The organism is Cognatundibacterium jejuense, assembly GCF_014284255.1.
GTDB lineage: Bacteria > Pseudomonadota > Gammaproteobacteria > Burkholderiales > Burkholderiaceae_D > Undibacterium > Undibacterium jejuense.
On sequence record NZ_JACOFV010000001.1, the window covers coordinates 39,955 to 54,133 of the forward strand.

A 14,179-nucleotide genomic window follows, 5' to 3' on the forward strand; every position below is an offset into this window, starting at 1 on the left:
TTCCTTTACTTGGTTGGGGCGAGATAATCGTGAACGACTTTGCCGTAAGGCAGAGTCAGATCCGACAAAATATGCACAGCAGAGAGTACTTCCAATACCGGTAAGTTGGCGACAGGTGCGAGCGCATTGGCAAACAATTCCAATGCTCCCGGTCCACCCCAGGCGCCTTTCACAACGATATCGGTAAAGTTGACTTGCACCAGTTCGCAAATGCGAGGCGTACCGTCAACATGGGGAACCACTTTAAACAGAAAATTCGGTACTTCCAATGAGGCTTTGATTGCAGCGTGATCGAGTTGTGTGTGCTTGAAACCCATGGTGCCAGTAGCAACGCGGGCATCACTGTAATCTAGTGTGCCGATCAACGTGTCTTTGTGTACCCGTAATTCAGGATCGCCTAATTTTTTGGGGAAGCCCCAGATTTCACGGCCACCAGCAATTGGTGGATGATCGTTCAGGTACATGCTGTGGACATAAGAGCCATGTACGCCATCGAGCGTGACTGGAATAACTTGTCCAGATTCGCAATAGTGGCCAAAGCCAGTTGAGTCCGGCATGTTGATGAACTCATACTTCACGATGGGTTCAGCCAATTTTAATGGTGCTGGAATAATTTTTTCCAGCAGCGCAGGATCAGTGCGATAACTAATGATCAGGAATTCACGGTCGGTGAAGCGGTATGGTCCTGGAGGAAACGCAGGATTAGTGTATGGCATTGCAAATGCATTACGGCGAATTTCTTCTTCGGTCATGGTCGTCCTATTCCTGTGGAAGTTCGTGGATGATAAGCCCTGCGTGGGGTGGCAATGGTTGTAGCCATGCTTTGTGTCTGAGCGCCCGTTTGCAATCGTGGATTCCCGATTCCCAGCGCGTTTGTATGGTGCTGGAGCTGAAATCTACATCTTTGAAATAATGGTCGTCAGGCAAAGCTTTCATGATCAGATTGACCACGTTGATGGTGTGATCGCATCCGAGTGAAATCAGTGGTTTGAGTTTTTTGTTATTACGCTCAGCTTCAGGCAGATGTTCAGATAAAGTCCTGATCGCCTTTTGCAAATCATGAATTTTTTGATGTGCCAGCAATTGTTCTTTGGAGCGACTCGCGTACTGAATATTTTTGTAGCGTGCCATTGCTTCTGAAATTGAAGACGGACGGGTTTCTGTGGGGTCCCATAAATCAATCATGAAGCAGAGAGCGTCGTTTTTATCGCCTTCTTCCAAAAAAATTTCTAATGGAGAATTTGAATACACGCCACCATCCCAATAGGCTCGCCCATCAATTTCAACTGGTGGAAAGCCGGGAGGCAATGCGCCGCTTGCCATGATGTGTTCGGGACGGATAACTTGTTTTTTGCTGTCAAATACCGCGCTTTGTCCGTTGTCCAGATCGACGGCGCAGACAGAAAGGCGCACCTTGCCTTGATTTAAATAATCAAAATCAACGTATTTTTCTAAGGTGCTTTTAAGTGGGGAGGTATCGTAGAACGCCACCTGATTCAAAGGAACTTTGGCGTTGATGTCCCATGCTGCACCTGGCCGTGGTTTAAAAAAACCATCAACCCCGTTCATCATTGTGCCTACGGTATTGAGGGTGCTGCTAACGCCTGCCCAAGGGGTCATAGAAGGCCAGAAGCTGGAGCGGTGCAATGCGTTTGGAGCTAAGCTATCCCAAAAGGCACGTAGTTGTTCAACGCGTTTTTCCGGTGGATTGCCGGCGATAAGTGCGCCGTTAATCGCACCAATTGAGGTTCCTATGACCCAATCAAGCGGGGTGTGATGTTCATGTAATTCTTGGTAAACACCACCCTGGTAAGCGCCTAGTGCGCCTCCGCCTTGCAAGATGAGAACTGTGCTTTGTTGCGTCATGCTGTCCTTTCGGGATGAAGACTGAATATCTTTGGATCTTTGAATCTGAACAATCATTCGATTGTAAATATTAACCGAATCTTGCATTAATTGTATGACCGCTTTGTTACTTAGGGGAACTAATTTAATGCAAAAATGTAAAATAAATTTTTAATATTAAAGCAACTGTTTCAAGGTGGGGTCTTTTGTTACTTTTGCAAGCTTCACTGTTTGATACATTACGTTGAATATTGTTTCTTGTGATTATTTATACGCATGTATAAAATAAATTCATGAAATCAAACTCGAAATCATCAAAGAATCTCAGTACCCGCGAATCACTATTGCAAAGTGGTTTGGTTCTGGTGGAATTAACAGGCTTGCGTGGGCTCACTGTGCGTGAGTTAGCGGCGCATGCGAACGTCAATTTAGGTAGTTTCGTGTATCACTTCCGTAATCGCGATAATTTTTTGGCTGAATTGGTAGAGATCTGGTATCAGCCCATGTACCAACAACTGCGAATGACGAGTGAAGCTGCTGGTAATGCGTCAGCGTTATCTCGTTTAAAAAGCACCGTGGAAAATCTGATCGATCTGGTGAGTGCCAAAGCGCCATTCATCAGCCACTTATTTGCCGATGCCTTTGCCGGGGAAGTTGCTGCGCAAAAATTTTTACTGAATCTACCAAATCGCCACCCACAAATTATTTATCGCCTGATGAGTGAGGCGCAGCAAGAAAAATCGGTGGCTTCTGGCTCAACCTTGCATTTGGTAATTTTTGTGATGACAGCTGTGGGTATGCCTTTGTTATTGGCTGGTGAAATGATGCAGGGTTGTGATTGGTTGCCTGACGATGCGCAAAAAATTCGTGATCTGATGCGTGACCCTGATTCGGCTAAACAGCGATTGCTTTGGGCATTAGCCGGCATCGCTTTTCAGAAATAGTTTTGTGAATAAAAGAATGTCGTGCGTTCGAGAATATTGAATTGATTAAGGATAGCTATGAACAAGAAACTGATTGTATTGGCGGTGGTGCTGGGTTTATTGGCGGTTGCGTATGTTGGATTTATTTCGAAAAGCAAAACAGATGCTAATGCGACCATCTACGGCAACGTCGATATTCGTGAGGCGACCCTGGCGTTTCGTACCGGCGGACGGGTTTCTGAGGTCAGGGTGGACGAAGGCGCAATTGTAAAAATAGGTGATGTACTTGCCGTACTGGATGTAGAGCCATTAAATAATAGCTTGCACAGTGTTACGGCGAATCTGGCGGCATTGAGCGCTCGCAATAGCATGATGCATTCAGGTTATCGTCAGGAAGATGTCGAGCAGGCGAAAGCAAAGGTAGCTGCCGCAGAAGCAGCTCTTACCAACGCTGAAAAGCAATTTTCCCGACAAGGTGCATTGGTGGCAGAGCAAGCATCGACGCAGCATTTTTTGGATGACGCTAAGTCAGCGCGCGATCAGGCGGTCGCGCAATTAAAAGTTGCACAGCAACAGGCGTTGGAATTGCAACGTGGTTACAGAAAAGAAGAGATTGCAGAGTCCGATGCACAATTAGCTCAGGCGCGAGCCAACCTGGCGACGGCAGAATTGGCGGTGCGCGATGCCAATCTGCTGGCTGCTAGTGATGGCATTGTCCTGACGCGAGCGATTGAAGTTGGCACGATGGTGCAGGCAGGAACACCTGCGTTTAATTTGTCGCTGACGAAACCGGTCTGGGTGCGTGCCTATGTGCCTGAGCCGCAATTGGGGCACTATCCAGCTGGCGCACACGTGCTGCTGAGCACGGATACTCGCCCGGGAAAGCCTTATCACGGTGTCGTTGGTTTTGTCTCTCCAACTGCAGAATTTACTCCAAAATCAGTTGAAACGACGGATTTACGTACTTCGCTCGTTTATCGCATCCGGGTTGTCGTTGAAGATGCGGATGTTCAGTTACGGCAAGGTATGCCAGTTACCATCGGGCTGGCTCAATGACATCGGTGACACCATCTTCTTCGTTGTCAGGTGGTGATGACGCGATTGTCATTACCGATCTGGTGAAGCGGTTTGAAGGCCAGCATGTTGACGCAGTCGCGAGTATTCATACTTCAATTTCGCGCGGAACGATCACTGGTCTGGTTGGTCCTGATGGTGCTGGTAAAACGACTTTTTTGCGTTTGCTTGCCGGTTTGCTACAACCTACTTCGGGTACTGTCAGCATCAATGGCATCAATCCGTTTACACAAAGTGATGAGCTGCATGAGCACGTCGGCTATATGCCACAAAAATTCGGTCTGTACGAAGATTTGAGTGTCATCGAAAACCTGACTTTGTATGCAGATTTGCGTAATGTGACTGGTGCGGAGCGTGAGCAGAGTTTTGCAAAATTATTGGCATTCACGGATCTGACTCGTTTCACTGATCGCTATGCTGGAAAATTGTCTGGCGGCATGAAGCAAAAGCTTGGTCTGGCATGCGCGCTCTTGGGTACGCCGCAAGTATTGCTGCTCGACGAGCCTGGTGTTGGTGTTGATCCGATCTCGCGGCGTGAACTGTGGAAGATGGTGCGCGAGTTGGCAAAAGGCGGGATCACCGTCCTCTGGAGTACCGCGTATCTGGATGAAGCCGAGTTATGCGATGACGTGCGCTTAATGAACAATGGCACTATTTTAGCCAGCGGCGCGCCGCAAACATTAATGGATCAGATGCGTGGCCGCTGTTTACATGTGAGTGGCATTACTGGTCACCGACGTGATGTCTTGCGTAGAGCCTTACGTTTACCTGAAGTGATGGACGGTGTGATTCAAGGGCGAAACGTGCGTTTGGTTCTGCGTGATGTAAGTAAGCGCCCTGATATGCAGTTGCTTGATGCTGGCCTGGATGCCGCGCTATCAGAAGTGGCACCACGATTAGAAGATGCGTTTATCAGTGCCTTAGGTGGTGGCCCGGGTGGAGAATCGGTGTTAGCGTCGTTGATGCCTGATTTGAATAAGCTTAATTCGTCTCATGATCAGAACCCGATACCTGTGATTGAATCCCGCGATCTGACTAAGCGCTTTGGTGATTTTGTGGCGACCGATCACGTCAGTTTTAAAGTGGCACGTGGTGAAATTTTTGGCCTACTCGGGCCCAACGGTGCTGGCAAATCGACGACTTTTAAAATGGAATGTGGCTTGTTGAAGCCGACATCTGGTCAGGCTTTGGTGATGGGCAATAATCTAAAAGATAGCCCATCCAAAGCGCGTCAGTTACTTGGTTATATGGCGCAAAAATTTTCTTTGTATGCGCAATTGTCGGTGCAACAAAATCTGGAATTTTTTTCTGGTATTTATGGCTTACGCGGAAATTCACAGCAGAAAAAAATAGCGCAGATGCTTGATGCGTTTGCTTTGCAACCCTATCTGAATACACCAACCGAAAAACTACCCCTTGGTTTCAAACAAAGGCTGGCGCTCGCCTGTGCGGTGATGCATGAACCTCAGGTGCTGTTTCTCGATGAGCCTACTTCTGGTGTTGATCCGGTGACACGGCGCGAATTCTGGACACATATTAATGGTTTGGCAGATAAAGGTGTGACCATTATGGTGACGACACATTTTATGGATGAAGCCGAATATTGTGATCGTATCGCTTTGATTTACCGTGGCAAACTGCTGGCGCTGGGTACGCCAGATGATTTGAAACGCAAGGTCGCGACGGAGCAACGACCCAATCCGACGATGGAAGACGCGTTTATCGAATTAGTGCTGGAGGCCGATCAATGAGCCATTCGAAAATGCCCACTTTATCTATCCGGCGTTTGTTTGCCTTATGTCGCAAAGAAACCTATCAGATCGTGCGTGACCCGAGCAGTATTTTGATTGCATTTGTCATGCCGTTAATTTTGCTGTTTGTATTTGGTTACGGGATTAACCTTGATGCCAACTATTTGCGCATTGGTTTGCTGGTAGAAGATACCGGATCAGCTGCTTTGCAGTTTGAGCAAACGCTGCGTGCCGGTAACGCGTTTAATGTCCGTAGCGGAAATAGCCGTCAGGCATTGATGGCAGCATTGGTGCGTGGCGAAATTCGCGGCATGGTGATTATTAAAAGCGATTTTTCCGCCAAGGTGCAACAAGGGCAAGGCGCGGCCGCAATTCAAGTGTTGGCGGATGGCTCCGAACCAAATACGGCGCAATTTGTTTCTGCGTATGTGAATGGTGCATGGGCACGCTGGCAAACGGCGATGGGACAAAATCGCTCTATCCAATCGGGGCCGACGATTAATGTAGAAACGCGAACCTGGTTTAATCCATCGAACGTAAGTAGAAACTTTTTAGTGCCCGGTTCGATAGCGGTCGTCATGACAATTATTGGTGCTTTACTGACCTCATTGGTGGTGGCGCGCGAATGGGAGCGTGGCACGATGGAAGCCTTGCTTGCCACACCAGTGACCAAACTTGAACTGCTGTTGTCAAAAATTCTGCCCTATTACGTGTTGGGGATGGCAGCAATGACTTTGTGTTTGATGGTAGCGGTGCTGGTAATGGCTGTGCCGTTTCGTGGTTCACTGCTGGCGTTATTAGGGATTTCTAGTTTATTTCTGGCATGTGCATTAGGGCAGGGACTATATCTTTCGACGGTATTACGTGTGCAGTTTAATGCAGCACAGGCGGCTTTAACCGTCGCATTCTTACCGGCCATGATGTTGTCCGGATTTGTGTTTGAGATATCCAGCATGCCTCACTATTTGCAGTGGCTGACGCGGATTATTCCAGCACGCTATTTTGCGAATTCTTTACAGACTTTATTTCAGACCGATTTAGTGACATCTGCCTTGTATCTGAACGCCCTTTATCTGAGCGCGCTCGGCGTGCTGTGGTTGGGTTTGACTGCCTTGAAAACTAAACGAACATTGGATTAATTCATGATCTACCGACTTATCAGGTTAATTCGCAAAGAATTGCAGGCGATATTGGGTAGCAAGCAAGGGCGCATGATGTTGATGGTGCCAGTGATTTTGCAGACGGCGATTTTTCCGTTTGCTGCTACCTTGGAAGTAAAAAATGCCAGCCTGGCGATTTACAATCAGGACGATGGCGTGGCAGGGCGTGAACTGATAGAGCGCTTATCGCACGCGGCTGCATTTACTCACATCATCATGGTGCATAGTCAGGACGAATTGAATCATACGATAGATACGCAAAGCGCTTTGCTTGCAGTGGTTGTGCCAATGAATTTGTCGCGTGATCTGACTACCAATCGACCCGCTAAAGTGCAGATGATTGTTGATGGTCGTCGTTCGAATAGCGGTCAGATTGCTAGCGCTTATGCGTTGCAAGTCATCAATGATTATGGTGTTGAAGTCGGTGTAAAACCAGCCGCCAACATACAGATCAGAAATTTATATAACCCGAATCTTGAATACAAGTGGCATGTCTTGCCCAGTCTGGTGGCGATTATTACCACCATTGGGTGTTTGATTGTTACTGCTTTATCGGTCGCGCGAGAACGCGAAGAAGGTACCTTTGATCAACTGCTCGTCTCTCCACTGACGCCTGCTTACATTATGGCAGGTAAAGCGATTCCCGGTGTAATGGTAGCGTGCGTCCAAGGCAGTTTTATTGCTTCGGTCGCTCATTGGATTTACGGTGTTCCCTTCACTGGGTCCTTGTGTTTGCTGCTGGCCGGGATGGTTGGCTATGGTCTTGCTCTGGCTGGTGTCGGTTTATTTATTTCATCCATTTCATCGACCCAACAGCAAGCGTTTTTAGGTGTGTTTTGTTTTATGACGCCGGCCGTGATGTTGTCGGGTTATGTTGCACCGATTGAAAATATGCCTGTGGTCTTGCAATGGATAGCGCATATGAATCCATTGACCTACTTTATTTTGATTTTGAAGGGGGTTTTTCTAAAAGGTTTAGGTTTTGCTGGTGCGTGGGCTTATATCTGGCCTTTGTTGGTGATTGCATTGACCAGCCTGACTTCTGCATTGTATTTATTCCGTCGGCATATTGCTTGATGAGATGCATTGACCTCGCCTGCCGAATTTGTTTATAGATGAGAAAATCATGAAAAAAAATGTGACCGCCCTCAGTATCATTGGTGTTTCTTGGTTGATGGCAGCTTGTAACGCCGTAGGGCCAAATTATTCTTCGCCAGAAAATCATTTACCCTCGAGCTTCAGTATGACCAGTAATGGAACGCAAGAACTGAGCACTTGGTGGAAAAGTTTTGGCGACGCTGATTTGAATGCATTAGTTGAGCATGCGTTGGCAAACAATCCTGACATCGCAGCCGCGGAGGCGAGATTGCGTCAGGCTCGCGCTTTGCAAGGCATACAGGATGCTGCTACCGGTCCGACTTTGGAAGCTGCTGGACGTGTTTCAAAAGATAAACTCAGTCAGAATAGCGAACAGTTTGCCAATGTGCCATTAAAGCATCCCTTGCTAGAATTTACTAATCGTCAGATTGGCTTTGATGCGTCTTGGGAAATTGATTTATGGGGACATCAGCAAAGAATATCGGAAAGTGGACTAGCCAAAGTGCAGGCTACAGCAGAACGTCTGCAAGATGTGCGTATCGTCTTAATGGCTGAGGTGGGGCGCAATTACATTGAGTTGCGGGCAGCGCAGCAGCGGTTTCATATTGCGACCTCGAATTTGCATAACTATGAAGAGTCATTGCGTTTGACGCAATTTGCTCAGAGGCATGGCGAAGCGAGTCAGTTAGACGTACTAAAGTCGCAAGCCTTGCGCGATAACTATCTGGCGACCCTGCCAACTTTGCAGCAAATGATGCGACAAAATATTGTTGCGCTCAGTAACTTAACGACATGGCCAGTGGAAGACCTGGAGCAACGATTAGGTACCCCAAAAGCATTAATGTCTGTACCGCAAACGCCGGCGATTGGTATTCCGGCGGATTTGTTACTGCGTCGTCCGGATATACGTGCCATAGAGCGCGATTTAGCTGCTGCTAGTGCTGACGTCGGCGTCGCCGTTAGCGACTTATATCCGCGGTTCTCGCTGGTCGGTAATGCAGGTTGGGCATCAATACAGTCATCAAGCTTGTTGGACGCCGCCAGCCGCACCTGGAGTATTGGGCCGCAATTTTCACTACCGATTTTTAATGGAAGGCGTTTACAAAATCAGGTCAAATCGAATCAGGCTGCTTTTGATGTGGCGTCGGATAATTATAAAAAGTCAATTTTAAATGCTATTGGGGACGTAGAGATTGCCTTGTCGCGGGTGAGTCGTAATGAGGAAAGTCGGCGTCAGTTATTAACCGCACTTGATCAGCAACAGCAGACGCTGGTGAAAACGCAGCGGCAATTAGCGCTTGGAGAAGTCAGTCAATTCAATGTGCTGGAAACGCAGAAGATAATTGCAGTTGAACAAGATCAAATTGTACAGACACAAATGCAAAGCCTGAGTGGATTGATTGCACTTTATAAAGCCGTTGGTGGTGGTTGGAATCAGTGAACTTTGTTGTTCGTTTTTTTGCGGTGTGCTAAAGCAACGCTTTTTGGCAGAAAATGAAGTAAAGCTGTGACTTTAAAGCTAAATCTTGTTACCTCTCGGCAAAAAAATGTTAATTTATTCTGGACATGGTAGACAGTGTCCGGATTTGATCTAAATTGAGTTTCAGGTTGATGACTTATTCAAACCCTTACTGAATTCGAATTGATCCGAAAGTCGCTGTCTTTCTTGGGGAAGCTACGAAAAATAGCCACTGCACGTAAATCACTTTTAACTGTCTGTCTATTTGGTCGGATGGTAGTGACTTGATTTGCCTGCCAGAAATGGACGAACATGAGACGATACTGCACACGTATTTCTCGCTTTAAGAGCGTGAGCAATGGTTTTGCTTTTTTAGTACTTCTTTGCCTGACTGCCTTTTCGACCGCGCAAGACTTGACGATTTATACAGAAGATTGGCCTCCGATTAATTTTAAAACTGTCAATGCAATCGATGGTATGGCTGTTGATCTTGTGCGCGCATTGCAGTCTCGCATCGGCGTAAACCAAGAAATTCATCTAGTGCCTTGGGCTCGGGGTTATAAAGCTGTATTGGAAGAACCTAATGTCATGTTGTTTAGCGTTGGTCGCACACCAGAACGCGAAAAATTAATGCGCTTATTAGGACCGATTGCGATTTCGGATACCGTGCTCTATACCAGAAAGGGAAGCGCAGAACGCCTGCGCTCCCTACGTGATGGTATTTATGCTTTACCGGTTGGCGCGTATCGCAGCAGTATCTTTGTTGATGTCGCCAGAAAAAAAGGATTTCAACATATAGAGCAGGCGAATTCACCGCAAATTGAAGCAAATATGTTGCTAGCTGGTCGTTTTGATATGTTGGTTGAAAGTAGTGTCGCGATCAATCAAATACTCAAGGGAATCGGTCATACGAGTGGTGAAATAGAAAAGGTCGCTGTACTTGATAGCCTTGAGCTCTATCTGGCATTCTCACTGAATACTTCTCCTGAGATTTTAAACGCATGGGAAAGCGCCTTGCGTGCTGCCAAAAAAGACGGCAGCTTTCAAAAAATTTATCAAAAATGGTTTCCTGATGAGATGCCTCCAATGGACGTGCAAAGGTTAGGTCCTGTAGATCGTTTGTGAAATAGTAAGTAATTAACGAGCTATTTAATGAATTATTTTTGATTCGTAGATTGCAGATTAAAATTTATATTTGGATAAAATTTTTCCAGATTTTGATTACTCACAACGTGAATAATTGTTAATGCAGGGAAAGTGTTTTTCTCCGCGTGATATGCTTTCGCTAACTGGATTTCTCGCGTGACAAGCATTTCAATTCATGCATTCTCATGTGTGTAATAAGTCTTCAAATTAATTAAGTTGCATGGCATTCGTTAAACCTTATCAATGACCTCGTGAAAAAGTTGCAATAGCTGGAAGTTGAGGCTAACTTGATTGAGACGCAGTCTATTTTTCTTAGGTAGGCCGATGCTGCATACTGTGCAATACAACTTTAGCAAATGCATGACAATGTCATACGTGTTTTAAATTAAAGTTTAACGAGCCCTTGCTCCTTGAAAGAATTGTTCCACCTTGCTTTTGTTAGGAAGCTAATTGGCTGGTCGCTTATTCGTTTCATTGTGCGCTAAAAAATACCATTATTAAAAAATTCATTTCAATTTTTTGTGTAGAACATTTATACAAAAATTGACGGATTGTTTTTCATTTTAGGGAGTAGGTATGACTTCGTTGTCATTGCGTCAAAAACTCATCGCTATCTGTGTTTCAACGATGATACTGGGTATGGTTGCAGTTGTTTTTACGAATTTCTTCACAACCAAATCGCGTATTCTCGAATCGATCAATGCGCAAATGTCTCAACTCTCGCAAAAGAGCGCCACGAGTATTGCTGATTGGGCAAAATCTCAAAAGACTGTGGTTTCCTCTTTGAAGCTTGCGGTAGAGTCACCAGATCCTTTGCCAGCAGTGAAGGCGGCACAAATGGCTGGTGGTTTTGACCTCTCTTATATTGGCTATGCCGACAAACATTTTGTGTTTTCTGAAGAGCGCAAGCGTGCCGCTGATTATGATCCGACTGCCCGGCCTTGGTACAAAAAAGCGTCACAGATATCAGGCCCTGTTTTGACAGCACCATACGCAAGTGCTAGTACCGGAAAACTTCTTGTGACATTTGCTGAAGCTATCGGCGTAACGGGACAAACCACTGCTGTGGTCGCTTCAGATGTGTTGCTTGACTCTGTGATTGCCAACGTAAACGCAATTAAACCAACACCAGAAAGCTTTGCGTTTCTGGTTGATAAAAGTAAAGAAAATATTATTGCTCATCCAAATAAGGATTTGATCTTAAAGCCACTGAAGGATTTGGACGCGAGCCTGACTCTGGATAACTTGCAGGAAAATATCAAATCTGGTGGCGGTAAAGCAACGCATCTGAATGGGCGCGACGGCTTACTCTATACAATACCGGTCGATGGTACTGATTGGCTGCTTGTTATTGTCTTAGATAAGGCAGAAGCAACGCAGGTGTTAGGTGCTTTATTGGTTTCATCGGCAATCACAGCTATCGTGCTGTCGATTGCTGCCGTATTGCTCCTAACCTTCTTGATTACGCAGTCATTAAAACGCATGGAAGCTGTTCGTGATGCCATGATTGATATCGCGTCAGGTGACGGTGATCTCACACGTCGTCTGGATGCGGATGGAACGGATGAGCTGGCGCAGATCTCCGGTGCATTTAATCGTTTTGTCGATAAAATCGCCAAGGTATTATTTGAAATTCGCCATGCCAGTGAGTCGGTTAAAGGGGCATCAGGTGAAATTGCTGCTGGTAACGCCGATTTGTCCTCACGTACTGAAATGCAAGCAGGCTCACTTGAGGAAACCTCCAGCACCATGGAAGAGTTGACTTCCACTGTGAAGCAAAATGCGGAGAATGCTCGACAGGCAAATCAAATGGCATTGGCGGCGTCTTCTGTTGCCGTTTCTGGTGGTGAAGTTGTTGCCCGCGTAGTAGAAACGATGGGATCGATTAAGGACAGTTCACGTAAAGTCGTTGATATTATTGGCGTGATTGATGGTATTGCGTTCCAGACCAATATTCTGGCTTTGAACGCAGCGGTGGAAGCGGCCAGAGCTGGCGAACAGGGACGTGGTTTTGCGGTAGTGGCTTCCGAAGTGCGTAATCTGGCACAACGTTCTGCTGGTGCTGCGAAAGAAATTAAAGAGTTGATTGGAGACTCAGTAGCCAAAGTGGATATTGGTAGTACCTTGGTCGATGACGCAGGTAAAAATATGGAAGAAATCGTCGCTGCGATCAAACGTGTCGCGGATATTATTTCTGAAATTGCTGCCGCTAGTGAAGAACAAAGTTCAGGGATCGGCGAGGTTAATGGTGCGATTTCTGACATGGATGATATGACGCAACAAAATGCCGCATTGGTTGAACAAGCGGCTGCCGCCGCGCAAAGCTTGCAACAACAAGCAATGAATCTGGCAAGTACGGTTGCGGTATTTAAACTCGACTAATTTCAATATTTATCAAAAATCCCCATGATGATCTGTTCATCAAGGGGATTTTTTTTGTCTATACTCAGTTTTTACTACTTGATTTTCTCAGTACTAGGTGGCTGGCGATACCTAATAAAATTCCCCAGCAAGCAGCGCCTAGTCCCAGTAGCGTCAAATTGGATGCGGTCACGATAAACGTGATCAGTGCAGCTTCCCTTTCTTCTGGCTCTGCCATGGCGTTGACTAAGCCATTCTGTATTGCACCCAACAAAGCGAGCCCGGCCACGGTGCTGACCAGTGCATGCGGTAACAGTAAAAATAAATCCTTAAGTGAGCCAGCAAAACACCCGATCAATACATAAAAGATGCCACAAGCGACGCCTGCTATCCAACGCTTTTCTCTCTTTTGATGTGCCTCTGATCCAGTGCAGATGGCTGCAGTAATTGCCGCCAGATTGATGCCATGCGCACCAAAAGGCGCGAATATCAAACTGGTAAAACCGGTAACACTGATTAACTTGCTGACGGGCACTTTGTCGAAACCAGCTGCTCGCAAAACGGCAATACCTGGAACCTGTTGACCCGTCAAACACAAAACAGCTAAAGGTATGGCCAGGCTAATGATCGCTTTGACAGAGAATTCAGGGGTGCTCCAGATTGGTTTTGTGAGAGCGAAGTGCCAGACGGATTCAGTTGTGAGCTTAGCTGCTTGATTGTCCCAGTCAACTATTCCCCAGACTACGACACCTGTCATGAGCGTTAACACGACCGCGTAACGTGCAGATTGACGTTTGTATGCGAGGTAGGCAAAGAACATGATTGCTGTCAGCCAGGGTGCTCCTTTGCTTTCGCTATGCGTATTAGCAAATACCTCCACGCCAAATCTGAATAAAATACCGGCTAGCATGGCGGCACACAGGCTCTTCGGTATTGCTGACATTAATCTATTGAAAGCTCCCGTCGCGCCAATAAGAAAGGTGATCGCTGCCGCAACAAGGTATGCGCCGATAGCTTGATTGTAGGGGACAGTCATCAGTCCAGTAACTAATAGTGCGGCACCTGGCGTATTCCACGCGCAAATAACAGGAGTTTTGTAGCGGTAACTTAATCCTATGCTACAGATACCAGATCCAATCGATACTGCCCATAACCACGAACTACTGAGATCTTTACTTAAGTGTGCTGCTTGTGCCGCTTGCACCATCAACAGCATGGGGCCTGCGTAAGAAATTAAGACAGCAATCAGTCCCGCGAGAATGGCCGGAAAATAATCCGTGGCCAAATCGGAGAATGGCTGGTTGGTCTTGCCAAGATCAGATGAGAGGGGGGAGATAGGTGTTTTCATGCACTTAGTATAGA

At 46.5% G+C, this 14,179-nt stretch carries 11 protein-coding genes; 8 read left to right on the forward strand and 3 right to left on the reverse strand.

The genetic code is table 11. The features are described from left to right. Positions 1 to 5: 5 nt before the first annotated feature. Positions 6 to 752, reverse strand: coding sequence for an acetoacetate decarboxylase (locus H8K32_RS00260; RefSeq protein WP_186910466.1), 747 nt, complete (start codon positions 750 to 752; stop codon positions 6 to 8). Positions 753 to 759: 7 nt separating this feature from the next. Next, complete coding sequence (locus H8K32_RS00265; protein ID WP_186910467.1) at positions 760 to 1,866, reverse strand: patatin-like phospholipase family protein; 1,107 nt, start codon at positions 1,864 to 1,866, stop codon at positions 760 to 762. Between the two features lie 272 nt (positions 1,867 to 2,138). Between H8K32_RS00265 and H8K32_RS00270 the strand changes: the two genes are divergently transcribed. The 8 genes from H8K32_RS00270 (at position 2,139) to H8K32_RS00305 (ending at position 12,838) form a co-directional block, all read left to right on the forward strand. Beyond that, entirely contained in the window at positions 2,139 to 2,789 is a 651-nt protein-coding gene (locus H8K32_RS00270; protein WP_186910468.1) for a TetR/AcrR family transcriptional regulator, read from the forward strand. Between the two features lie 57 nt (positions 2,790 to 2,846). Beyond that, the gene (hlyD, locus tag H8K32_RS00275) at positions 2,847 to 3,824 is read left to right on the forward strand and encodes a secretion protein HlyD (RefSeq protein WP_186910469.1); all 978 of its coding nucleotides are present in this window, start codon (positions 2,847 to 2,849) and stop codon (positions 3,822 to 3,824) included. Then, on the forward strand, positions 3,821 to 5,593 hold the full coding sequence (locus tag H8K32_RS00280; protein ID WP_186910470.1) for an ATP-binding cassette domain-containing protein: 1,773 nt from the start codon (positions 3,821 to 3,823) through the stop codon (positions 5,591 to 5,593). The genes hlyD and H8K32_RS00280 overlap by 4 nt, the downstream gene beginning before the upstream one ends. Further along, a complete protein-coding gene (locus tag H8K32_RS00285; protein WP_246447047.1) occupies positions 5,590 to 6,732 on the forward strand; it encodes an ABC transporter permease in 1,143 nt (380 codons plus the stop codon). The genes H8K32_RS00280 and H8K32_RS00285 overlap by 4 nt, the downstream gene beginning before the upstream one ends. A gap of 3 nt (positions 6,733 to 6,735) precedes the next feature. Then, positions 6,736 to 7,830 (forward strand): ABC transporter permease, encoded by a 1,095-nt coding sequence (locus tag H8K32_RS00290; RefSeq protein WP_186910471.1) that lies wholly within the window; start codon positions 6,736 to 6,738, stop codon positions 7,828 to 7,830. 49 nt (positions 7,831 to 7,879) lie between these two features. After that, entirely contained in the window at positions 7,880 to 9,292 is a 1,413-nt protein-coding gene (locus H8K32_RS00295; protein WP_186910472.1) for an efflux transporter outer membrane subunit, read from the forward strand. A gap of 330 nt (positions 9,293 to 9,622) precedes the next feature. Further along, positions 9,623 to 10,435, forward strand: a complete 813-nt coding sequence (locus tag H8K32_RS00300) for a substrate-binding periplasmic protein (protein ID WP_186910473.1) — start codon at positions 9,623 to 9,625, stop codon at positions 10,433 to 10,435. 597 nt (positions 10,436 to 11,032) lie between these two features. Next, positions 11,033 to 12,838: a methyl-accepting chemotaxis protein gene (locus H8K32_RS00305; protein ID WP_186910474.1), complete on the forward strand. Its 1,806-nt coding sequence runs from the start codon at positions 11,033 to 11,035 to the stop codon at positions 12,836 to 12,838. A 64-nt stretch (positions 12,839 to 12,902) separates the two neighbouring features. On the opposite strand, the gene H8K32_RS00310 is transcribed toward H8K32_RS00305, so the two are convergent. Next, complete coding sequence (locus tag H8K32_RS00310) at positions 12,903 to 14,165, reverse strand: benzoate/H(+) symporter BenE family transporter (protein WP_186910475.1); 1,263 nt, start codon at positions 14,163 to 14,165, stop codon at positions 12,903 to 12,905. Positions 14,166 to 14,179 lie beyond the last annotated feature (14 nt).

What these genes read in the sequence shown, in the direction of transcription:
- H8K32_RS00305 (WP_186910474.1), top strand. Translation starts at nt 11,033, where the DNA reads ATGACTTCGTTGTCATTGCGTCAAAAACTCATCGCTATCTGTGTTTCA.
- H8K32_RS00300 (WP_186910473.1), top strand. Translation starts at nt 9,623, where the DNA reads ATGAGACGATACTGCACACGTATTTCTCGCTTTAAGAGCGTGAGCAAT.
- H8K32_RS00290 (WP_186910471.1), top strand. Translation starts at nt 6,736, where the DNA reads ATGATCTACCGACTTATCAGGTTAATTCGCAAAGAATTGCAGGCGATA.
- H8K32_RS00295 (WP_186910472.1), top strand. Translation starts at nt 7,880, where the DNA reads ATGAAAAAAAATGTGACCGCCCTCAGTATCATTGGTGTTTCTTGGTTG.
- H8K32_RS00280 (WP_186910470.1), top strand. Translation starts at nt 3,821, where the DNA reads ATGACATCGGTGACACCATCTTCTTCGTTGTCAGGTGGTGATGACGCG.
- H8K32_RS00260 (WP_186910466.1), bottom strand. Translation starts at nt 752, where the DNA reads ATGACCGAAGAAGAAATTCGCCGTAATGCATTTGCAATGCCATACACT.
- hlyD (WP_186910469.1), top strand. Translation starts at nt 2,847, where the DNA reads ATGAACAAGAAACTGATTGTATTGGCGGTGGTGCTGGGTTTATTGGCG.
- H8K32_RS00270 (WP_186910468.1), top strand. Translation starts at nt 2,139, where the DNA reads ATGAAATCAAACTCGAAATCATCAAAGAATCTCAGTACCCGCGAATCA.
- H8K32_RS00265 (WP_186910467.1), bottom strand. Translation starts at nt 1,866, where the DNA reads ATGACGCAACAAAGCACAGTTCTCATCTTGCAAGGCGGAGGCGCACTA.
- H8K32_RS00285 (WP_246447047.1), top strand. Translation starts at nt 5,590, where the DNA reads ATGAGCCATTCGAAAATGCCCACTTTATCTATCCGGCGTTTGTTTGCC.
- H8K32_RS00310 (WP_186910475.1), bottom strand. Translation starts at nt 14,165, where the DNA reads ATGAAAACACCTATCTCCCCCCTCTCATCTGATCTTGGCAAGACCAAC.